This window comes from Tianweitania sediminis (genome assembly GCF_017813335.1).
Classification (GTDB): domain Bacteria; phylum Pseudomonadota; class Alphaproteobacteria; order Rhizobiales; family Rhizobiaceae; genus Tianweitania; species Tianweitania sediminis.
Map to the genome: position 1 here is coordinate 23,089 of NZ_JAGIYY010000007.1, position 21,462 is coordinate 44,550.

At 59.8% G+C, this 21,462-nt stretch carries 18 protein-coding genes and 1 pseudogene; 6 read left to right on the plus strand and 13 right to left on the minus strand.

Features of this window, described 5'->3' with window-relative positions:
• Positions 1-24: 24 nt before the first annotated feature.
• The gene (locus J5Y06_RS16895; protein ID WP_245248011.1) at positions 25-3,267 is read left to right on the plus strand and encodes a UvrD-helicase domain-containing protein; all 3,243 of its coding nucleotides are present in this window, start codon (positions 25-27) and stop codon (positions 3,265-3,267) included.
• A 10-nt stretch (positions 3,268-3,277) separates the two neighbouring features.
• On the opposite strand, the pseudogene J5Y06_RS16900 reads toward J5Y06_RS16895, so the two are convergent.
• Positions 3,278-3,439, minus strand: a pseudogene (locus tag J5Y06_RS16900) (SMC-Scp complex subunit ScpB); the annotation flags it as partial.
• A gap of 174 nt (positions 3,440-3,613) precedes the next feature.
• On the opposite strand from J5Y06_RS16900, the gene J5Y06_RS16905 reads away from it, so the two are divergent.
• Complete coding sequence (locus tag J5Y06_RS16905) at positions 3,614-6,589, plus strand: Tn3 family transposase (RefSeq protein ID WP_209336368.1); 2,976 nt, start codon at positions 3,614-3,616, stop codon at positions 6,587-6,589.
• A gap of 175 nt (positions 6,590-6,764) precedes the next feature.
• Here the strand turns inward: J5Y06_RS16905 and J5Y06_RS16910 are convergent, their stop codons facing one another.
• The 6 genes from J5Y06_RS16910 to J5Y06_RS16935 all read right to left on the minus strand — a co-directional run bounded on the left by J5Y06_RS16910 (position 6,765) and on the right by J5Y06_RS16935 (position 12,454).
• Positions 6,765-7,511: an ABC transporter ATP-binding protein gene (locus tag J5Y06_RS16910; protein ID WP_209336369.1), complete on the minus strand. Its 747-nt coding sequence runs from the start codon at positions 7,509-7,511 to the stop codon at positions 6,765-6,767.
• Between the two features lie 12 nt (positions 7,512-7,523).
• The gene (locus J5Y06_RS16915) at positions 7,524-8,729 is read right to left on the minus strand and encodes an ABC transporter substrate-binding protein (protein WP_209336532.1); all 1,206 of its coding nucleotides are present in this window, start codon (positions 8,727-8,729) and stop codon (positions 7,524-7,526) included.
• An 84-nt stretch (positions 8,730-8,813) separates the two neighbouring features.
• Positions 8,814-9,836, minus strand: coding sequence for a branched-chain amino acid ABC transporter permease (locus J5Y06_RS16920; protein WP_209336370.1), 1,023 nt, complete (start codon positions 9,834-9,836; stop codon positions 8,814-8,816).
• Positions 9,837-9,839: 3 nt separating this feature from the next.
• Positions 9,840-10,721, minus strand: a complete 882-nt coding sequence (locus J5Y06_RS16925; protein WP_209336371.1) for a branched-chain amino acid ABC transporter permease — start codon at positions 10,719-10,721, stop codon at positions 9,840-9,842.
• Positions 10,722-10,731: 10 nt separating this feature from the next.
• Positions 10,732-11,514, minus strand: coding sequence for an ABC transporter ATP-binding protein (locus J5Y06_RS16930; RefSeq protein WP_209336372.1), 783 nt, complete (start codon positions 11,512-11,514; stop codon positions 10,732-10,734).
• Between the two features lie 169 nt (positions 11,515-11,683).
• On the minus strand, positions 11,684-12,454 hold the full coding sequence (locus J5Y06_RS16935; protein WP_209336373.1) for an enoyl-CoA hydratase-related protein: 771 nt from the start codon (positions 12,452-12,454) through the stop codon (positions 11,684-11,686).
• A 305-nt stretch (positions 12,455-12,759) separates the two neighbouring features.
• Here J5Y06_RS16935 and J5Y06_RS16940 point away from each other — a divergent pair, with 305 nt between their 5' ends.
• Both J5Y06_RS16940 and J5Y06_RS16945 read left to right on the plus strand, forming a co-directional pair.
• Positions 12,760-13,689: an HpcH/HpaI aldolase/citrate lyase family protein gene (locus J5Y06_RS16940; protein ID WP_209336374.1), complete on the plus strand. Its 930-nt coding sequence runs from the start codon at positions 12,760-12,762 to the stop codon at positions 13,687-13,689.
• A 3-nt stretch (positions 13,690-13,692) separates the two neighbouring features.
• Positions 13,693-14,739 carry a MaoC family dehydratase gene (locus J5Y06_RS16945; RefSeq protein WP_209336375.1) on the plus strand — a complete coding sequence of 349 codons (1,047 nt, stop codon included), beginning with the start codon at positions 13,693-13,695 and terminating at the stop codon, positions 14,737-14,739.
• 12 nt (positions 14,740-14,751) lie between these two features.
• On the opposite strand, the gene J5Y06_RS23470 is transcribed toward J5Y06_RS16945, so the two are convergent.
• On the minus strand, positions 14,752-15,030 hold the full coding sequence (locus J5Y06_RS23470) for a hypothetical protein (protein ID WP_342453454.1): 279 nt from the start codon (positions 15,028-15,030) through the stop codon (positions 14,752-14,754).
• Between J5Y06_RS23470 and J5Y06_RS16950 the strand changes: the two genes are divergently transcribed.
• Both J5Y06_RS16950 and J5Y06_RS16955 read left to right on the plus strand, forming a co-directional pair.
• Entirely contained in the window at positions 14,914-15,786 is an 873-nt protein-coding gene (locus J5Y06_RS16950; protein ID WP_342453453.1) for an MBL fold metallo-hydrolase, read from the plus strand. The two genes, J5Y06_RS23470 and J5Y06_RS16950, sit on opposite strands and share 117 nt — an antisense overlap.
• A 13-nt stretch (positions 15,787-15,799) precedes the next feature.
• Positions 15,800-16,672 carry an HpcH/HpaI aldolase/citrate lyase family protein gene (locus J5Y06_RS16955; protein WP_209336377.1) on the plus strand — a complete coding sequence of 291 codons (873 nt, stop codon included), beginning with the start codon at positions 15,800-15,802 and terminating at the stop codon, positions 16,670-16,672.
• 27 nt (positions 16,673-16,699) lie between these two features.
• On the opposite strand, the gene J5Y06_RS16960 is transcribed toward J5Y06_RS16955, so the two are convergent.
• The 5 genes from J5Y06_RS16960 to J5Y06_RS16980 are packed head-to-tail and all read right to left on the minus strand — an operon-like array spanning position 16,700 to position 21,393.
• On the minus strand, positions 16,700-17,431 hold the full coding sequence (locus J5Y06_RS16960; protein WP_209336378.1) for an SDR family NAD(P)-dependent oxidoreductase: 732 nt from the start codon (positions 17,429-17,431) through the stop codon (positions 16,700-16,702).
• A 15-nt stretch (positions 17,432-17,446) separates the two neighbouring features.
• Positions 17,447-18,229, minus strand: coding sequence for an SDR family NAD(P)-dependent oxidoreductase (locus J5Y06_RS16965; protein ID WP_209336379.1), 783 nt, complete (start codon positions 18,227-18,229; stop codon positions 17,447-17,449).
• 10 nt (positions 18,230-18,239) lie between these two features.
• Positions 18,240-19,025, minus strand: coding sequence for an SDR family NAD(P)-dependent oxidoreductase (locus J5Y06_RS16970; RefSeq protein ID WP_209336380.1), 786 nt, complete (start codon positions 19,023-19,025; stop codon positions 18,240-18,242).
• Between the two features lie 11 nt (positions 19,026-19,036).
• Positions 19,037-20,617: a class I adenylate-forming enzyme family protein gene (locus tag J5Y06_RS16975; RefSeq protein WP_209336381.1), complete on the minus strand. Its 1,581-nt coding sequence runs from the start codon at positions 20,615-20,617 to the stop codon at positions 19,037-19,039.
• A complete protein-coding gene (locus J5Y06_RS16980; RefSeq protein WP_209336382.1) occupies positions 20,614-21,393 on the minus strand; it encodes an enoyl-CoA hydratase/isomerase family protein in 780 nt (259 codons plus the stop codon). The genes J5Y06_RS16975 and J5Y06_RS16980 overlap by 4 nt, the downstream gene beginning before the upstream one ends.
• Between the last annotated feature and the right edge of the window lie 69 nt (positions 21,394-21,462).

The following is a 21,462-nucleotide window of genomic DNA, read 5'->3' on the forward strand; positions in this document are numbered from 1 at the left end:
GATCAGGATGCCCGTTGTCGGGCAATGACCGATTTTTCCTCGATTCTGCTGGTCGAGGCGGCTGCGGGAACCGGTAAGACCTCACTGATGGCCGGTCGCGTGGCGATGATGCTGGCGGACGGCCGCCGGCCTGGTGAGATCGCCGCCATCACCTTCACGGAGCTTGCGGCGAGCCAACTCGCGCGCCGAATCAGGGAGACAGTCGACACGCTGCTGTCGGGGGATGTTCCCGCATTCCTTGAGACGGTTCTTCCGCAGGGGCTTTCGGAGCAACAGCGCAAAGCGCTGATCACTGCCTCTCCCCAGCTTGATGAGCTGACAGCGACCACCATTCACGGGTTTTGCCAGGCAATCATCCGCAGCCATGGTGTGCAGGCCGGCCTCGACCCTGGCGCCCGTGTGGTCGACGCGACGGTCGCCGACAATCTGTTCATGGCCGAGCTGTCGGCCTGGTTTTCCCAACGGCTCGCGGCTGACGCGGTGGAAGGCGACCCAATCGTGGTCCTCGCCGAGGAAATTCCCCTTCAGGTCGTCAACCTCATTCGCGAACTCGCGAGCCTTCGGCGCAAGCACCCCGATGCCCAACCGATTCCTCCGTCGCTCGACGCACGGCCCGACATCGATTTCGTTCAGGCGGTCGACGATTTCGACCGGTGGCACGCGAGTGGGGAACCCGACAAATGGCTTTCCGACATCGCGCACGAATTGCGCCGGCTTCAAGAGCGCTATCAGGATTGTCTCGCAGGCAAAGCGGATTTCCGATCCCTGTGGCGGCTCTGCGAGCCGGGAACCGGCCGCCTCTTTGAGCGCAAGGGCCTGCAGCTGAAAACCTACGATGAGGCGGCGCGGGGCTTCGGCGCTCACCGCAATGACGCTGGTCCCGGTGACGGCCGGACGCTCTACGAAACCGTCGTCATCGCCTGGAGCGAACTCGTAGGTCATATCGCCAGCACGCTGGTATGCTCGCTGTCGGTCTCCCTCGACCAGTTGCTGGAAAGCTATCAGACACGCAAGCGGGCTGCCGCCGTCCTGGATTTCGACGACCTGCTGATCCACGTTCGTACCCTTGTCCGCGACCACGAAGAGGTGCGTCAGGCCATCAGCCAACGCTATCGCTATGTCCTGGTCGATGAGTTCCAGGACACGGACGGCATCCAGAACGAGATCTTGTTCTCGATCGCCGCGACCGAACCACGGCCGGGACAATGGGAGAAGTCAGAACTGCAGCGCGGAGCGCTCTTCCTCGTCGGCGATCCGAAACAGGCGATCTATCGTTTCCGCGGCGCCGACATCGAAGCATATGAACTCTGTCGCCAGTTGATCGACCGCCAGGATCATGGCGCCGTGCTCGAGATCACCGCCAATTTCCGATCGCTGAGCCCAATCATCGAGCATGTGAACGCCTGCTTCGAGCCGGTCTTTGCCAAGCCCTCGCAGCCCCGATACGTCGCGCTCGCACCCACGCTCTTCGAGGCGTCACATTCGCTTCCTTGCGTGGCGCGCTTCACCGTCGAGGTGGCGACCGAGGGCCGCATCTACGCGGAAATGTTCCGAGAAGCCGAGGCGGAGCGGGTTGCCGACCTTTGCGCCGCCTTGATCGGCAACGTGTCGATACAACGCCCCGACAAGACATGCACGCCGTTCCAGGCCGGCGACATCGCCCTACTCTCACCGGGACATACGGAACTATGGCGCTACGAGCGAGCGCTCGAGCAGCGCGGGGTCGCGGTATCCTCGCAAGCAGGCCAGACACTGATGCGACGGCAGGAAACGCAGGACATTCTCGCCCTGCTGCGGGTCTTGGCCGACTCCTCCGACACCTTGGCCTTCGGTGCTTTGATGCGAGGCCCCCTGGTTGGCCTAAGCGAACAGGAACTCCTCGACATCACAGCAGCCCTTCCCGAGAGCGAGGAGGGCCAAAGTTTCTTCACGGTCCGGACGGATCCCGAACTAGTGCAGCATCAGGTGGCAAGGCATATCCTCGTCGAGCTGCAACAGCTTCGGCGACGGACGTCGATCATGACGCCAAGTCTCATCCTCGCGGACGCCATCGAGCGCTTGAACGTCCGCGTGATCATGGCGGCGCGTCATGGCAACCGCAACGCCCGCGCGCTCGCCAATCTCGATGCCTTGATCGAGAGAGCGCGCGGCTATTCGGTCGCAGGGCTGCGGGCATTCATTGCCGATCTCCAGTCTGACTGGGAGCGCAAGGCGCGAGCGCAGGAAGGCCGCATCGACGCCGCCTCGGACGCCATCGAAATCGTGACCATTCATAGCGCCAAGGGATTGGAGTGGCCTGTCGTGATTCCGGTCAATTCCACGACCGAACTCTACCGGCCCGATCAGTTCGTGCACCGGCAATCCGACAACAGCCTACACTGGATGCTCGGCGGCGTCGCGCCGCCGGAGCTCGCCGCCGCGCGTGCCGCCGAAAGCCTTGAAGACGCCAATCAACGAGAACGGATCTGGTATGTGGCCTGCACGCGGGCGCGGGATCTCCTGATCCTCCCGCACATCCCCCAGGCGTCCAAAGACTCCTGGTTCAGCTCGATAGACCTGCATCAGCACGACGTTCCCGAGTTGGATCTGTCGTCCTTTGCGCTTCAAAGAAGGCCGGAACCGGCGTCTCGGCCAAACGAACAGTCGTCCGACATTTTTGCCGCTGAGCAGCGATCCGTCGAGGAGAGCGCGCCGCTGGTCGTCTGGCGCCGGCCCAGCGAGCATGATGCCGATCGGCGCGGCGACCCTCTCGATGGCGTCGTGATTTCGGAGAACCATATTGAACATCTCGACGTGGTCGGCGCCGGAGCTCGCCGCGGTGTCATCCTTCACAAGCTGATGGAAGAGCTTCTGACCGGCGAGCTTGCGGAAGAGTTGGACGCGGGCGTTTCGCGTGCTCGTGAACTGCTCGATCAACTGATCGTCGACGTCGACGAGCCTCGACCCGATCCCAAAGAGATGGCCGCAGTGGCAATTCGCGGCCTCTCTTTGCCACAGATTGCCGAATTGCGGCCCTATCTCATGCCCGAGGTCGCAATCTGGGGCCACGACGAGGCTGGTCTTATCGCCGGGCGGGCAGACGCCTTGGCGGTCATCGAAGAACGCATTGACGCTGCGATCGATTGGAAATCTGACGTAAACCCTACACCCGCTATGCGCGAGGCACATTTACAGCAACTGCATGACTATCTGTCCGCGACAGGCGCCCTACGCGGCGCGATTGTCTATCTGACGAGCGGCGAGGTCGCTTGGGTCCTCCGGTCCTAACAGGCATCATCTATTCGTCGAGCGGGACGCCGGCACCACTATCTTCGATATCTGCAAACCCCGGTATGATGTCGCCCGCCAGCAGTTTCTCTTTGCTAAGCAGTCCTGCGTCCTCCAGGGCCTCGCGGTCGGGAAGATCGCGCAAGGTGTCGAGCCCGAACTCGAGCAGGAAGGGGTCAGAACAAGAGGAGTTCGAAATCGTACGCTTAGGTCGAACGCACCATGAACGGCGATGGATGAGCAGCGCCGGATCCTGTGGATTGTCATCGCGACGCGTCGGTTTTGATTTCCTCATCTGCCCGACTCGACAACGCTTCAGCCAGATGGCCGTGTATAGGGACGGAAGATGGCAAAGCGGAAGCTTCTCAAAGAGCAAGATCGACGGAAGCTTTTCGACATACCGGTCGATGAGGACAGCCTGATCCGACACTATTCGTTGTCACCGGCGGATCGGCTGGAGGTCGAACTGCGGAGGCGTGACCATAATCGGCTCGGCTTTGCCATTCAGCTATGTCTGATGCGATATCCTGGCCGAGTGCTGGGAGCAGAAGAGGCCCCGCCTCGCGCGATGCTCAAATATGTTGCTGACCAAATCGGTGCTGACCAAGCATCATTTGCGCTCTACTCGCGCCGTGAAGAAACCCGCCGCGATCACGCCGCGCGCCTATTGGTATATCTGGATATAAAAAGCGCGACGGCGGAAGATCGTCGAGCGGCATTATTGGCCGCAGTCCAAGCGGCGACGATGTCCGACGACGGTGCCGCGATAGTCAGCTCCATTGTCGCGACGTTTCGAGAACGCGGGTCCCTTCTGCCAGCAGTCGACACGATCGAACGCATCGGCCTTGCCGGGCGCGCGATAGCCCGCCGGCGGGCGGAGAGAAATCTAATTGAAGACATCTCTCTCGGTACGCTCCAATCATTGGATAGGCTGCTAGATGTCGACCCGTCGATCGGTAAGACCCGCTTCCATTGGTTGCGGTCGGCGCCGGAAGCGCCGGGTGCGTCGAACCTTGTCGGGCTGACAGAACGGATCGCATTCCTGCGCAAGCTGGAAATCGACCCGAAATTGCAGATGCGGATTTCCTCGGGTCGGTGGGACCAGATGATCCGCGAGGGGAACGCCACACCGGCCTGGCTGGCCAGCGACTTCAACTCCAGCCGCCGGCACGCTCTGATCGTGGCGCAGGTCATCAAACTCGCACAGAAGCTCACCGACGATGCCGTGACGATGTTCATCAAGCTGATGGGTCGGTTGTTCTCGCAAGCCAACAACCGCAAGAAGCAGCGGCACATGGATTGCAGGCCAGATACCGCCAAGGCACTGCGCATGTTCCTCGATACGATCACAGCCCTGCAATCCGCCAATGAGTATGGTCGCAACGCTTTGGAGGTTCTCGATCAGAAAGTCGGCTGGCATCGGCTGCTCCGCATGAAGCCAGAGCTCGAGTCGATGGTCGAGGACAACGAGGCGTCGCCCTTGGTCGTGGCGGGTGAGCAGTATGCGACCGTCAGTAAATTTGCGGGTGCATTCCTGCGGGCGTTCACGTTCCAATCGGGTCGGCGGCACGATCCGCTTCTGGCGGCAATCTCGCTTTTGAAGCGCATGTATGCCGAGAAGCGTCGGACACTCCCGGAGCGCGTCCCGGTCACCCACCTCAGCCAAACTGATCGACGGCTCATCTTCGAACAAGGAAAGCCTGATCGCCGGCTCTACGAGATCGCCACGCTCGCGGCTTTGCGAGATCGGCTTAGATCTGCAGACATTTGGGTCGACGGCAGCAGATCCTTCCGGCCGATCGACGAGCATCTCATGCCGCGTTCAACGTTCGACGCCATGAAGGAAGAGAACCGCCTCGGACTGGGCGTCCAAGGCGATGGCGCGGCGTGGCTTGCCGAAGCGCGGCAGATGCTCGATTTCAACCTGAAGCGTCTGGCTCACAGAGCACGGTCCGGGAAGCTCGAAGGTGTTCGTCTTGAAGCCGGAACGTTGATCGTCACACCGACCGTCGGCGAAGTGCCTGCCGCCGCCGAAGAACTGAATGCCGAGATCAGCGATATATATCCAATGGTTGAGGTGCCAGACCTGTTGAGAGAAGTGCACGATTGGACTGGCTTCGCCGATTACTTCACGCATGTCCGCACCGGTGACGTTCCCAGAAATGTCTCGGCCATGCTGGCCGGCGTGCTGGCGGATGCAACCAACCTCGGTCCGAAGCGGATGGCGAGTGCGTCCAAGGGGATCAGTGCTCACCAAATTGGCTGGATGCGCACCTTCCATGCAAGATCGGAGACCTATCGGGCGGCGCAGGCCTGCGTGACGGACGCACACACCCGCCATCCGCATTCTCGGCTGTGGGGCAACGGAACGACCGCGTCGTCGGACGGGCAGTTCTTTCGCGCCAGTGATCGCGCCGCTAAGCGCGGCGACGTCAATCTACACTACGGCAGCGAGCCAGGTTCGAAGTTCTATAGCCATCTGTCGGATCAGTACGGCTACTTCAGCATTCTGCCCATCAGCCCGACCGAAAGCGAGGCTGCCTATGTGCTTGATGGGCTGTTCGACCAAGACACGATCCTCGACATCCAGGAACACTTTACCGATACCGGCGGCGCCAGCGATCACGTCTTCGGATTGTTCGCGCTGATCGGCAAGCGGTTCGCACCGCGGCTGCGCAACCTCAAAGATCGGAAGTTCCACACGTTCGAGAAAAGCGATGCATACCCGGCGCTGTCGAACCATATCGGGGCACCGATCAACGCCACCCTGATCCTCGATCATTGGAATGATCTGCTCCATCTGGCGGCGTCGATCACGACTCGATCCGTGGTGCCGTCCACGATCCTGAAGAAGCTGTCGGCGTCACCGAAGGAAAGCCAGCTCGCAAGGGCGCTACGGGAGCTTGGTCGGATCGAGCGATCGCTGTTCATGATCGAGTGGTACTCGAGTCCGGTATTGCGCAGACGCTGCCAGGCCGGCCTCAACAAGGGCGAGGCCGCTCATAAGCTGAAGCGCGCTGTCTTTTTCCACGAGCGTGGCGAAATCCGGGACCGATCGTTCGAAAGCCAGGCGTTCCGCGCGTCCGGTCTTAATCTCGTCGTCAGCGCGATCGTCCATTGGAACACAGTCTATATCGAACGGGCCGTCACCCACTTACGCAACGCGCGTCGCGAGATTCCGGATCATCTGCTCAAGCACATCTCGCCGCTGAGCTGGGAGCATATCAACCTGACCGGCATCTACACCTGGGATAGCGAGCAGCATATGCCTGAAGGTTTCCGGAAACTTCGCCTTCCAGTCGGCCTGCGGCGGGCCGCATGAGTTCCCGCTTCGTTCGTCCTTAGCGTACGATTTCGCACTGCTCTTGTTCCGACCCCTACAAGGCGCGGCTCGTATCGAGCAAGGCTTCGGGCGGCTCAAGCGCTTCAAGCGCGTCGCTCTGCGATGCGAAAAGACCGCACGGAATTTCCGCTCGATCGTCAGCTTCGCTGCCGGCCTATGCTTGCTCAAATTCGTCCACACGGCCTAGATAGAACTTCTGAATGTCCTTGTTTGCGGCAAGGTCCTGAGTCGTTCCCTCAAGTACCGAATGGCCGCTTTCCAGCACATAGCCATAGGACGCGTATTTCAGCGCGATCATGGCATTCTGTTCAACCAGCAGGATCGAGACTTTCTTCTCCCGGTTGATCCGGGCGATGATCTCGAAAATCTCGTTGACGATCAGCGGCGCCAGACCGAGCGACGGCTCGTCAAGCAGGATGACGCGCGGATCGGCGACCAACGCGCGACCGATTGCCAGCATCTGCTGTTCGCCGCCTGAAAGATATCCGGCCATCTGGCGGCGGCGCTGCGACAGAATCGGGAAATAGGTATAGACCTCGTCGAAGGCGGCTTGCCGCGATTGACTGCCCTTCTTGGCGAAGGTCGCGGCAATGAGGTTTTCCTCAACGGTCATATCCGAAAATACGTAACGGCCTTCGCGGACATGGAAGACGCCGCGCCGCACGATTTCGTGCGGCGCGAGCTTGAGTATGTTGTCACCTTCAAGCGTGATGGTGCCTTTGGTGACGCGACCGTCCTCAAGCGGCAGGAAGTTCGAAATTGCCTTCAGGGTCGTCGTCTTGCCAGCGCCATTGGCGCCAAGCAGTGCGACAATCGAACCCTGAGGAACCTTCAGGCTGAGATCCGAGAGACCCTGGATCACGCCCTGATAGATAACTTCCAAACCTTTGATCTCAAGCACGGCCGGTCAATCCTACTCTACGTACATCCAGTCGGAGATTGGCTCTGGATTCCAGTTGTTCTTCATGTCCCACTTGAAGATGCGGGCGAGACCGATCGCGTTGTTCTTGAACGTGACCGGCGATTCGATGATGCCGCCCGTATCCCAATCCTTCAGGCTGTTGACCGCGGCAACGAGATTATCGCCGTTGATCTCCTTGCCTTCATCGATAAGCTTTTCAGTCGCCACGGAAGCCATCATCGCGTCAAGCCAGCCGTCCAGATAACCGATGGTCACATAGCCATCATAGTTCGGCTTCTTCTTGCGATGGATTTCGTCGATGACCTTCATCATCTCGCCATCGCTGCCTTCCGTCTTGATGTTGTACATCGCCACGCCGATCAGGCCATCGGCAACGTCGCCGAGTTCCATGATCTTCTCACGCTCGTTCTGCCAGACCGTGCCCATGAACTGTACGTCATCCATGCCGTAATCACGCACGAGACGCATCACTTCCGGCCACACGCCCATTGCATAGCCGTGGAAGATCACATGCGTCGGTGCTGCCTGACGAACTGCGAGAGCGAAAGCGGAAACGTCGGATTCGGTCATCTTCGTCTGCTGCAGCAGCACGACCTCGATGCCGAGCTTTTCTGCTTCCTTCTGCGCAAGCTCGATGCCGTCACGACCGAAAGCCGCGCTGGAATGCACGATGGCCAGCTTCGGCTTTTCATCGCCCTTGCGGTTCTGGTCGATGTAGCGAACCAGAGCCAGCATCTGCTGCCCATAGGTCGCGCCGTTGATGAAGTAGTACGGATATTTGGAAGGGTCCGCCAATTCCGAAGCCTGCGAACCGCCACCCATATAAATCTTGTAGGTGCTGTTGTTCTCCGGCGTCACGCCCTGCACCATGCCCGTGCTGTCGGCGTAAACGAAGTCGAGACGACCACCGGCCACGGCCTTGTTGAAGTTGGCAACGCTGACCGATGGCTGGAAGCCGGTATCCATCACCGTGACGTTGATCTTGCGGTCACGGATACCGCCCTGCGCATTCTTCCAAGCGACGAAATCCTGAATGCCTTCGGCTTCAGCCGCGCTCGAATAGGCCGCCGGGCCGCTGAGGTCGGCGTTCACAAACCAGTTCAGGCTTTCCTGCGCAAATGCTGCGCCGGGAAAGCCGAGCGGAGCCAGCACCGCCGCCACGGCAGCACCTTTCAGTAGCTTACGTCTGTTGAGCATAATTTCCTCCACGTTGTGCGATCCGTTGGATCGCGGTTTGGATGTCCTTGCCGGAACTGCCGGCGAAGGAAGTTCGCACGCCGTTCAGCGTGAGAATTTTCGTTTCGCCCGCTTCCACAACTGCGCCAGCCCGCGCGGCTCAAGAAGCAGGAAGCCGACAATCAGCAGGCCGAACACGACCTCGCGTAGCGGCGTCATCACCGCCGACAGATCGAAGCCGATCATTCCCGCCAAAGGTATGAGGCCCTCGCGCAGGATTTCGGGAAGCAAGGTCATGAAGGTCGCGCCCAGAATGGCACCGAGGATCGACCCCATTCCTCCGACAATGACGGCGGACAGGAAAAACACCGAAAGAAGCAGGGTGAACTGTTCGGGATTCACATAGCGGTTGAAATAGGCCAGCAGCGCACCGGCAACGCCTGCGTAGAAAGAGCCGAGCGCAAAGGCGATGAATTTATAACGGATGGTCTCGACACCAAGCACCTGCGCGGTGAGATCGCGTTCGCGAATGGCAACGAAGGCACGTCCGACACGTGAGCGCACCACATTGCGCGCAAATATCGTCGCCAAAATCGCTACCACGAGAATGAGGTAGTAGATGCGGACCTCGTTGTTCAGCGGATAGCCGAAGATCGAAGCTGCCGCGACCGTCAGGCCGACATCGCCATTCGTCACCGACTGCCAGCCCACGAAGATGAAGTGCAGGATGAACTGCGCGGCCAGCGTAGCGATGATGAGATAAAGCCCGCGAATGCGCAGCGACGGCAGGCCGAACACCGCACCGACCAACGCGGACATGATGCCGGCAGCAGGCAATGTGATCCAGAAGGGAAGCCCAAGATGGATCTGCAGAAGTGCAGCCGTGTAGGCACCAACGCCGACGAAGGCGGCATGGCCGAGCGACAACAGCCCGGCATATCCCATCATCAGGTTGAGGCCCTGCGTGGCGATGATGTTGATGCCCAGCAAACCCGCGAAATAGACCCAGTGTCCCGGCGCGACCTGCGGCAGCGCGAGCAGCGCTACAAGCAACACAATCAGCCAGATCCGTTGCATGATCTTGCCCTTGGCGGCTGGCGCAAGCGAAGTGGTTTCAGCAGCACTCATTTGTCAGATCCTCTCGACCTGGCGTGCGCCAAAGAGGCCGTTCGGGCGGATCAGAAGCACGATCAGCGTCAGGATATACGGCGTGATTTCGCGGAAGGAGGTGGGCAGGAACATGCCAGTGACAGCCTCCAGCCAGCCAATGATGAGGCCGGCCACCAGAACGCCGCCGATGGAGTTCAGGCCGCCTAGAATAATGACTGCCAGCACGTTCATGGCTACGACGCCCAGATGCGGGGTCAGCGTATTGACGCTGGCCATGAGAACACCACTGATGCAGCCGGTAATGGCCGCGATGACCCAGCTAAAGGCGACGATACGGCGAACGTCTATGCCCATCGAATAGGCCGTAACGGCATCGGCCGCAGCGGCGCGCAGCGCCACGCCAGCGCGCGAATAGCGCAGGTAAAGGATGAGGCCGACAACGATGACAACCGCAATCGCAAAAGCACGGGCGGTGCGCCCCGGCACGAAGATGTCGCCCAGCATGACCGGGGTGCGCGCCAGAATGGCAGGTATCTGAAGCTCGTTCGGCCCCCAGACCAGACCGACAATGCCGCGAATGATCGCGCCAATACCAAAGGTTACCATGACCACGGCGATGAACGGGCGGCCCAGCATCGGACGGATTGCAACACGTTCAATGATCAGGCCGACAACCACCGAGCTAAGAAGCGCGACACCGAGGCCAAGCCACGGTCCCAGCGCGAAGGTGACGCTGGCCGCATAAAAGAAATAGGCAGACAGCATCATCATTTCGCCCATGGCGAAATTGAAGGTATGCGACGCCTTGAAGATGACGATTATGCCGAGCGCAATCAGCGCATAGACACCGCCTGCGGCGATGCCTACGACAGAATATTCGATGAAAAGTTGCAGCGGGCTCAAGGGTGCCTCCTCACGCCTTCTCAGTCACGGCATCATCGGACGCGCCGAGATATGCCTTGATTACTGCGGGATTGGCGCGCACTTCATCGGGCGTTCCCGATGCAATCGGCTTGCCGAAAGACAGCACCGCAACATGGTCGGAAATCTTCATGACCATGCCCATGTCATGCTCGATGAGCAGCACGGTCGTATTCCAATTGTCCCGAACGCCGCGAACGAAGCGCCCCATTTCCTGCTTTTCCTCGCGGTTCATGCCCGCGACCGGCTCGTCCAACAAAAGGATTTTCGGCTTCATCACAAGCGCGCGGGCAAGTTCGATGCGCTTTTGCAAGCCGTAAGCCAAATCCTCGACATAGTGGTTCTGAACAGTATCGAGTTCCAGCGCCTCGACGACATCGCGGCGGACCCGCTGGTCGAGTTCGTCTTCCTCGCGCCGAGTCAGCGAGAGGCCGAAACCAGCCGACAGAACGCCACTGCGCAGATTGGTGTGCGCGCCAAGCTTGATATTGTCGAGAACGGTCATGCCGTGGAACAGCGCTATATTCTGGAAGGTACGCGACATGCCGCGATAAGCGCGCGCATGCGGCTTGAGCGAGGAAACATCCTCGCCATCGAGCATGACCGTGCCGGATTGCGGCTTGTAGAAACCTGAAATCACGTTGAAGAGGCTCGTCTTGCCCGCGCCGTTCGGCCCGATGACCGACGTTATCTCACCCTTCTTTGCATGAACGCTGACACCCGACAGGGCATGGACCCCGCCGAAGGAAAGCTGAACATTTTCGACCCGCAGCATCAGCGACGCCCCGGACCTGAAGAGCCGCGCGAACGCGCGCCTTCGTTCACCTGCATGTCACTTCCTCCCACAATCCCGGCGAACCGGGATGCTCCAGAACCTCTTATACAATATCTAACCAGCGTTCGAAAGTGTGTCATTGTCGAATTATTCGATGCCGCGATTGTGATCATTTTCCGGTGAAAACAGCCGGACGCTTTTCCACGAAGGCGCGCATGGCCTCACCCTTGTCCGCGGTTCCGAACAACAGATAGGCTGAGCGCATTTCCAGCTTCAACGCGGCTTCCAGCGGCATGTCCATGCCGGTCAGCACCACCCGCTTGATCTCTTCGACCGCCAAGGGCGGCAGGGCGGCGATTCTTGCTGCAAGCGCGAGAGCGTCACCCACCACGGCGTCATCTTCGGAAACGCTGCTGACCAGACCTGCGACATGCGCTTCCTCAGCCGACAGGAAATCGCCCGTCAGCAAAAGCTGCATGGCGCGAAACTTGCCGATTGCGCGGGTCAGGCGTTGCGTTCCGCCCGCTCCCGGCATAATGCCGAGCTTGACTTCCGGCTGGCCGAAACGCGCAGATTTGCCCGCAATTATGATGTCGCAATGCATCGCCAGTTCGCAGCCGCCGCCCAACGCATAACCGTTAACCGCAGCTATCACCGGCTTCCGGCAATTGCGAATCGCGGCCCAATTCGTCTCGTCGTCGCGCTCCATCATTTCGGCAGGCGTGGCCTCTGCCATCGCCTTGATATCCGCGCCCGCAGCGAAAGCGCGCATGTCACCGGTGATAACAATAGCGCGACAGCTTTCATCCCTATCGAGTGCCAGAAACAGGTCGCGCAATTCCTCGCGCAATTCAGGCGAAAGCGCATTGCGGGCTTCAGGACGGTTCAAGCGCAGCAGAACCACATCGGTCCCTGCGCGCTCTACCAGAACATTGGCCATGTCTTCCTCCCTGGCATTCATACCGCTCGGTTGCATCATGGCGATGACAGCGCGAATCTCGCTTTCAGGTGTCAGGGCATCGCTTCACCGTCGCCCGCGCCTGTTTCCGCCTGTCTTTCCGGGCTTGCAACGTCGCCGCTATGGCGTCACAGCAATGACCGTAAATCAGATTCGGAATTGACCGCATCACTTTCGAACGATAGTTAGATTATCGATGGTGACGCGCTCTGTCAAAGGCCGTTACGAGGAAGATCGAAAAGAATCGTATCGGACCCGGAAGGGACGTACGAAACACGGAGGAAATTATGGCCAGTAAGGTGAGGAGACCCCGGCGCTGCCAGCTTGCCGTTCCCGGATCGAGCGACAAGATGATGGCCAAGGCCGCGGGGATGGAGGTCGATCACGTCTTTCTCGATCTTGAGGATGCGGTTGCACCGAATGCAAAAGTCGGCGCGCGCGCGCAGATCGTCAATGCACTCAACACGCTGGATTTCGGCAATTCGGTGCGCTGTGTGCGCATCAACGACCTCGACACGCACTATGCCTATGAGGACATCATCACCGTCGTTGAAGGCGCGGGTAAAAACCTGGACACGATACTGGTGCCAAAGGTTCGCAACGCGTTCGACGTTCGCTTCGTGGATCGCCTGTTGACGCAGATCGAAACCAAGCTCGGCCTGGAAAGAAAGATCGGCATCGAAGTGCTGATCGAGGAAGCCGAAGCAATGATGCGCGTCGAGGAAATCGCAGGCGCATCGCCGCGTCTCGAAGCGCTGATCTTCGGCATGGGCGACTATTCTGCCTCTCAAGGAATCGACCCGCGCGCCATCGCAGGCGATAGCGGCTATCCCGGCGACATCTGGCACTATGGCCGCTACAAGATGATTGTCGCCGCGCGCACTTACGGGCTGGATGCGGTGGACGGACCCTTCGTCAACTTCCGCGATGGCGACTGGTATCGCACCGAATGCGTTCGAGCAAAGCAGCTTGGCGCGGTCGGCAAATGGGCCATTCATCCAAGCCAAGTCGCAATCTCACAAGAAGTTTTCAGCCCCGCACAGTCGGAGGTTGATCGCGCCTACAAGGCCGTCGCCGCCTATCGTGAAGCACAGGCGCAGGGTCTGGGTGCAATTCAGGTCGACGGCCAGATGGTCGATGTCGCCACCGTACGCCTCGTTCAACGCATTCTCGACGAGGCAGAGCTTTTCGGCATCAAGCCATCGGCGGGGCTTTAGAAGATGGCAAAATCCAGCTCAGGCAATTTCTTCGAGGATTTCCGGCTTGGACAGGAGATCGTCCACGCCGTTCCGCGCACCATCACGACCGGCGACACGGCGCTTTACTCCGCGCTTTACGGAATGCGTTTCCCGGTTCAGTCATCCGACGCCTTTGCGCAATCGGTCGGACTGGAACGCGCACCGATTGACGATCTGCTGTTGTTTCATGTGATCTTCGGCAAGACCGTACCGGACATTTCGCTGAATGCCGTCGCCAATCTTGGCTATGCCGATTGCCGCATGATTCGTTCGGCCTATCCCGGCGACAGCTTCACCGCACGCTCGAAGGTGATCGGTTTGCGCGAAAACGCCAACGGCAAGACCGGTATCGTCTATGTGCGGTCGACCGGCTTCAATCAGCACGGCGAGGAAGTCCTGAGCTATGTGCGCTGGGTTATGGTCGCCAAGCGCGACCTTGCAGCCCCCGCACCCGAAACGTTCGTGCCTGAACTTCCAGAGCGCGTTGCGCCGGAAGCGCTCGCCTTGCCGGAAGGATTGGCTTTCTCAGCCTATGATCGTGCAGTTGCTGGCAGCCCATATTTTTTCGATGATTACGAAGTAGGTGAGCGCATCGACCACATCGACGGCATGACGATTGAGGAAGCCGAGCACCAGATCGCCACGCGGCTCTACCAGAACACCGCCAAGGGCCATTTCGACGAGCGCCTGCAACGCGAAAGCCGCTTCGGTCGCCGCATTGTCTATGGTGGTCATGTAATTTCGCTTGCGCGTTCGCTGTCCTTCAACGGTCTTGCCAATGCGGGGTTTGTCGCGGCCATCAATGGTGGACGTCACGTCAATCCGGCAGCGGGCGGCAATACGATCTATTGCTGGTCGAGTGTTCTGGAAAAATATGAACAGCGCGCCGACGTCGGCGCACTGCGCTTGCGCACCATCGCCACGAAGGATCTGCCCTGCGCGGACTTCCCGCAAACTGGCGGGCCGAATGAGAGCTCCATCCTGCTCGATCTCGATTATTGGGTGCTGATGCCCCGCGCAACGCGATAGGGGGCCGCCATGTCAAATATTTCGGGAGAGCTGGAATTTCCTTGGGCCAACGCACCAGTTCCGGGGCAAACCATCGAAATCGCGCCGGGCCTGCTTTGGGCGCGGCATCCCCTGCCGTTCAGGCTCAATCACGTTCATAGCTGGCTGCTCGATGAAGGCGAAGGCTGGACCTGCATCGACACGGGTTGCGACACGCCTGACGTTCGCAACGCATGGGAAACGCTTTTTGCCGGACCTATGCAAGGTCGCAAGATTGACCGCGTTGTCGCAACGCATGGCCATGTCGATCATATCGGCCTTTCAGGCTGGTTGCATGAGCGCTTCGATGCGGAGTTTTGGGGCAGCTTCGGCGAGTGGATATGGGCGCGCATCAGCCACATCAAGGGCATTCCCGGCGCTGCTGACGCGCAATACACTCACCTTATGAGCAACGGTTTCAGCGAGCAGGAAGCACGCGAATTTCTCGAAAGCCGCGACCGCTTTCTCGATCTTGCCACACCGCTGCCGGGAAGCCTTCACGAGATTCGTGACGGAGATACCGTGAGCATGGGCGGGCGCGACTGGCAGGCGATCCAGACCAGCGGTCATTCCTTCGAGCATATGTGCTTCTTCAACAGAGAAGAAAATATCCTCATCGCGGGCGATCATCTGTTGTCGAAAATCAGCCCGGTCGTCGCGGTTTACGAGATGGTTCCGCATGGCGATCCGCTGCGCGATTTCCTCGTCTCATTCTCGAAATTCGACCATGTGCCGGATGATGTTCTGGTGTTGCCGTCGCACGGCCTGCCCTATCGTGGCATTCGCCGCCGTATAACCGAGCTGCGCGATCACCATCGGGAACGGCTCGACATGACGCTGGAATTGTTGAAAGAACCACGCACCGGATACAGCCTGATCCGCGCCATGTTCCCCAAGGTTCAAGGCGTCGACAATCTCGGCTTTGCATTCGGCGAGGCGCTGGCGCATGTGAATTATTTGATCCGCGAAGGGCTGGTCGCCAATGTGTCGGAACAGCCCGGCAAGATGATTTACAAAGCCGTTGCGTGAACCGGAGAGCACCATGACCCAGACCAGAAGCCGCCGTTCGGTTCTCTACGTACCGGCAACCAACACCAAGGCCATGTCGAAGGTCGCGTCGCTCGACTGCGATGCGATTATCTTCGATCTCGAAGATGCGGTTGCGCCCGAAGCAAAGGGCGAAGGACGGCAGAACCTGATCGACTTTTTCGCGGTCAACCAGCCGCCCGCGTCGCAGGAGTGGGTCATTCGCATCAACACGACGCCGGGCGGTTTGAGCCCGGAAGACGTTGATACAGTCGTAGCGTGCAAGCCGCACGCCATGCTTTTGCCGAAGCTTGAAAACACCGACATGCTGGCCGCCGCCCGCGACATGCTCACCGAACGGACCGACGCCATGATTCGCCTGTGGGCGATGATCGAAACGCCGCGCGGCATTGTCGATCTGCGGCCGTTGTCATCATTCGGTGCAAGTGCCGCAATCGGGCTGGATTGTTTTGTTGCGGGAACGAATGACATCGCCAAGGAAACCGGCCTGCCTCTACCGGAAGGGCGCAAGACGATGGAGCATTGGCTCGCCTCGCTGGTGTTGCATGGCCGCGCCTTCGGCATCGATGTTGTGGACGGCGTCTACAACGACTTCCGAAATGAAGAAGGCTTTTCCGCCGAATGCAGGTCGGGCGCGTTGCTCGGCTTCGATGGCAAGACGCTGATCCATCCCGCGCAGATCACCCCGGCAAACGCGGCGTTCTCGCCCTCTGAAGCTGCGGTGGCTGAGGCCAAGGCGGTGATCGAGGCTTTCGCGCAACCGGAAAATGCCGGCAAGGGCGTCATTTCGATAAATGGCAAGATGGTCGAACTGCTGCACCTTCACATCGCCCGCAAGGTGCTCGCAAAGGCGCGTGTTGAGGGGTGAGCGAGGGCGATAGCGCCGCCCGCCTCATCAATACAGTGAAATGCCCATCGAGCGGCCACCGTCGAGCGTCAGGATCTGGCCGGTGACGTTTTTCGTGCGCGGGCTGGCGAAAAAGGCGATGCCGTTGGCAATATCTTCCGGTTGGCCGACATCGCGCGTCGGTTGCAAGGCGATGAGTTGCTGCTGGCGCTCAGGCGTCAGCGAACGGAACATCTCCGTCTCGATCAATCCCGGTGCAATCGCGTTGACCAATATGCCACGCGCCGCGAGGTCAATAGCCATGGCGCGCGTAAGCCCGATGGTTCCGGCCTTGGAGGTGATGTATGGCGCGTGCGCATAACCTGCGAGATATGCGCGGGAAGCGACATTGACGATGCGCGCCCCGCGCTCCATGCGCTTCGCCGCTTCCTGCGAGATAACGAAGGTTCCCACCACGTTGACATCGTACATGGTGCGGAAATCGTCTTCGGTGATTTCATCGAACTTGCCGTCCCAGAACACGGCGGCATTATTGACCAGAACATCCAACCTCGGCAGTGCGGCAATGAACGCGGCAACCGCCTCGCGATCGGTAATCGACAACACGTGATGTTCAACCGAAGCGCCCGACTGTTTCAAAGCCTCTGCATTTTCTGCCAGCGGATCAGCCTTCACATCGACCATGACGACATGGAACCCGTCCTCAACCAGCCGCTTCGCGGCGGCGAGGCCGATGCCGCGACCGGCTCCGGTGACAATGGCGATCTCTTTTTCCTGCATGATGCTCTGTCCCTGTTACGCGTCCACCGGCAGGACGAATGTTTCCGTTAGACCACCATCGACCATCAACACATGGCCGTTCATATAGCCCGATGCCTTGGAAACCATGAAGGCTACGACACCGCCCGCTTCTTCCGGATCGCCCCAGCGGCCAAGCGGAATGCGCGCGGAAACGCCTCGCTCATATCCGGGTCGCGCAAGAATCTCGGTGTTGATCTCGGTCAGGAAATAGCCCGGCGCCATCATGTTGACGGTGATGCCCTTCGGGCCAAGTTCTGCGGCAAGCGAGCGCGTCATGCCAGCCAGCCCGTGCTTGCTCGCCACATAGGACGATACGTTTTCGCGCCCGACCGCGGCCAGCGCCGAGCCGACATTGACGATGCGCCCATAACCGGCCTCGACCATATGCTTCGCTGCCTCGCGGCATAGCATGTAAGGACCGCGCACATTGGTGTTCATCACGTTGTCCCATGACGAAGTGGTGGCTTGCGTCAACGGTTGCCAGACATTGATGCCAGCATTGTTCACCAGAATATCGAGCCTGCCTTCCTGTTCGGCAATCGTTTCTATTGCGGCGGCACAGGCGCTGGTATCGGCCAGGTCAAAGGCATGAGCGCACACATCCAGCCCTTCACCGCGCAGCGTTTCCGCTGCCGCGTTGAGTTGTGCAGCACCCCGCGCCGTGATCCAAACCCGTGCGCCAGATTCTGCGATGGCGCGGGCCATTTCAAAGCCAAGCCCGCGCGAAGCGCCGGTGACGATGGCAACCTGTCCTTCAAGGGAAAAGCGTCGTGTCATGTCTCTTGCCTCACGCTGCAAGCTGAAACTTGAAGGAAGCGGTCAGGCCGCCATCGACATACAGCACCTGTCCGGTGACATAGCTCGAAGCCTGCGAGGCGAGGAAGATGAACGCGCCAACGATCTCTTCGGCCCGACCCCATCTCTCCAACGGCGTCACGCCTTCGATTGCGGCAGCGAAATCCGGCTTGTCCCGCAGCGGCGCGGTCATTTCGGTTTCGAAATATCCCGGTGCAACGCAGTTTGCGGTGATACCGGACTTGCCGAGTTCGGCGGCCATCGCCCGCGTCAGGCCGATAAGGCCGGACTTTGAAGCGCTGTACGCATGAAGGTTGGCGCGACCAAGCGGGCCAAGCACAGAAGAGGTGGTGATGATGCGCCCGCCCTGCCCGCGTTCGATCATGGCCTTGGAGCATTCGCGCGAAATCACGAAGGTGGCGCGCAGATTGGTGTCGAGCACGCGCGTAAGATCCGCCTCCGTGCTCTGCTCCAACGGCTTCCATTCGATGATACCGGCGATATTAGCCAGAATGTTGATCTGGCCGCAGTCCTGTACCACCTGTCCGATAGCCGCGACCACGGCCGCTTCATCGGTGAGGTCGAGTTGAAGCGTGCGAGCCTTGCCATTCGCGGTTTCGATGTCGGCTTTCAGGGTTTCAAGTGCCGTGAGATTGCGGCCAACGAGGACCACTTCCGCGCCTGCGCCTGCAAGGCCACGCGCGACCTCACGACCCAGCGCACCCGACGCGCCGGTGACGATGGCAACCTTGCCCTTGAGTGAAAACATTTCCAGCATGGGTTCCTCCCTCATGCGCCGTACAGTTTTCGCAGGCGCACCTTATCGATCTTGCCGCTCGGCAGCTTGACGATCTCGTCCGTGAAAACCACATGGCGCGGTTTCTTGTAGCTTGCGATCAGCGTGCGGCAGTGATCTATCAACACCTGCTCGCTGGCCGAAGCCCCCGGCTTCAGCACCACAACGGCCATCACCGCCTCGCCCCATTTTTCATCTGGCTTGCCGATCACCGCGACTTCGGACACCGCGTCATGCGTGACGACAGCCTCCTCGACCTCGCGCGAATAGATGTTCTCGCCGCCGGAGATGATCATGTCTTTCTTGCGATCGACCAGATAGAGGAAGCCTTCCGTATCGAGACGGCCCATATCGCCGGTATGCACCCAGCCGTCGCGCAGCGTGTCGATGGTCGCACCACTGTTGTTCCAATAGCCCTTCATCACGCCGGGGCTGGACAGCAATATCTCGCCAACTTCGCCGACCGGCAGATCAGCGCCATTGTCATCCACGATGCGGACGTTGACGCGCGGCGACACCTGCCCGACCGAAGTGAGTATTTCACGGTCGCGTTCGGTGCCGTCCAACCTGTGCTGGTGCGCCAGAAGCGTGGTGCCGATGCCTTCCGTCTGACCGAACTGTTGCTGGAACACCGGACCGATCAGGCGCAGCCCCTTGCGCAAAACCGGCAATGGCATGGGTGCCGCGGCATAGACCACCATGCGAAGGCTGGAGAAGTCCGCCTCCTCCACACCCGGCGCATCGAGCAAACTCTGGATCATCGTCGGCGCCATATGCGTGACGGTGATGCGGTCCTGCTCGATGGAAGCGAGTATCTTTTGCGGATCGAAGCCGTTTTGCAGGAACACGGTGCCAGCGCGCCAGTGCTGCGCAAGCTGGATTATCTTCGCGCCGATATGGAACAGCGGCATCATGATAAGCAGGCGGTCGGCTGGTGAATTTCGTTGATCCGAACCGAGTATTTCCGCTGCCGCGACCTGACCGCCCTGCGTCAGCATCACGCCCTTCGGGCGACCTGTCGTGCCGGACGTATAGATGAGGAAAGCGATATCTTCCGGCTTTGGACGCAATGGCGCGCCCGCTTCATCGCCAGAAGCGAGAAGCTCGTCGAAGTCGAGCGCGAACTCCAGACCCGGCACGCCCTTTCCGCCGATGCAGACATAATGCTGCACCGATGTCAGATGCGGGCGCATGGCCAGCACGGCATGCGCGTAGGACGCCTCGAAGATGAACACCTTAGGCGCGCTGTCATTGATGATGAACTGCATTTCCGGCACGGCGAGCCGCCAGTTAACGGTGGAGCAGATGAAGCCGGTCAGCTCACACGCGCTGTAGATTTCCAGAAATTCCTGCCGGTTCTGGCTGAGAATGCCTATCCGGTCTTGCCGCTTCAACCCAAGGCGGTAAAGCGCATTGGCCAGCTTCGAGGCGCGCACATGATGCTGTGCATGGGTGACCTGCTGGTTCTGCCAGACGAATGCCGTCTGGTCAGGATATTTCCAGGCATTGTTATCCAGCATATCGGCGAGGGTTTGCGGCACCGTAATCAATGGCCGCGCGGACGCATGCCTCACTTTACGTCTCCGTCGAAAAGCGGCTTGCGCTTTTCCTTGAATGCAGCAACCCCTTCGCGGAAATCTTCGCCGGTGAAGCAGGCAACCTGCGATGTCAGTTCAAGATCAAGTGCTGCCTCAATGTCGGCGTTGTGGCCCAGCATGTGCTTGGTCAGGGCCAGCGCATGTGAAGGCAATTCCGCCAGTTCCATCGCCAGTTCCATCGCGCGCGTCGCAAGCGCGTCATCGGCGGTCACTTCATCGGCAAGCCCCGCGGCCAGCGCATCGACTGCCTTGTAGGTGCGCGCATAAAGCAGTGCCTGCCGCGTGCGCGCCTCGCCGATGCGCCGCACCAGCGTGGAGGCAATGCCGAAATCCGGCACCAACCCGACCTTCGGGAATGGAAAGCCCATTGCCGCGCTTTCGCCCATCACAACCGTGTCGCAACACAGCGCAAGGCCAGCGCCTGCACCCATCGCATAGCCGCGAAATTCGGCAATCATCGGCTTATCGGCGGTCAGGAGCAAACGCGCCAGGCGGTGTGCGGCGGCCATGCGGGCCCGCGCGGCCTTTGGATCGGAAAGCTCATCCATTCTCGACAAATCGCCGCCGACGGAAAAATCCTTCAGCCCGGACGCGATAATAATCACCCGGCAATCGGGCGCATTGAGCAAATCAATGAAGGTTGGAAGCAGTTCACCGCGAAGCGCCTCGCCCATCGCATTGCGCGCCTCGGCGTGGTTCATCACGACACGCACAATGCCGCGCGGATGACGTTCGATATCGATCAGACCCACCTGCTCCTCCTCAAGCACGCTTACGATGAAACCCTAGCGCAACACAAAATCAAACGCTAGTTCGAAAAT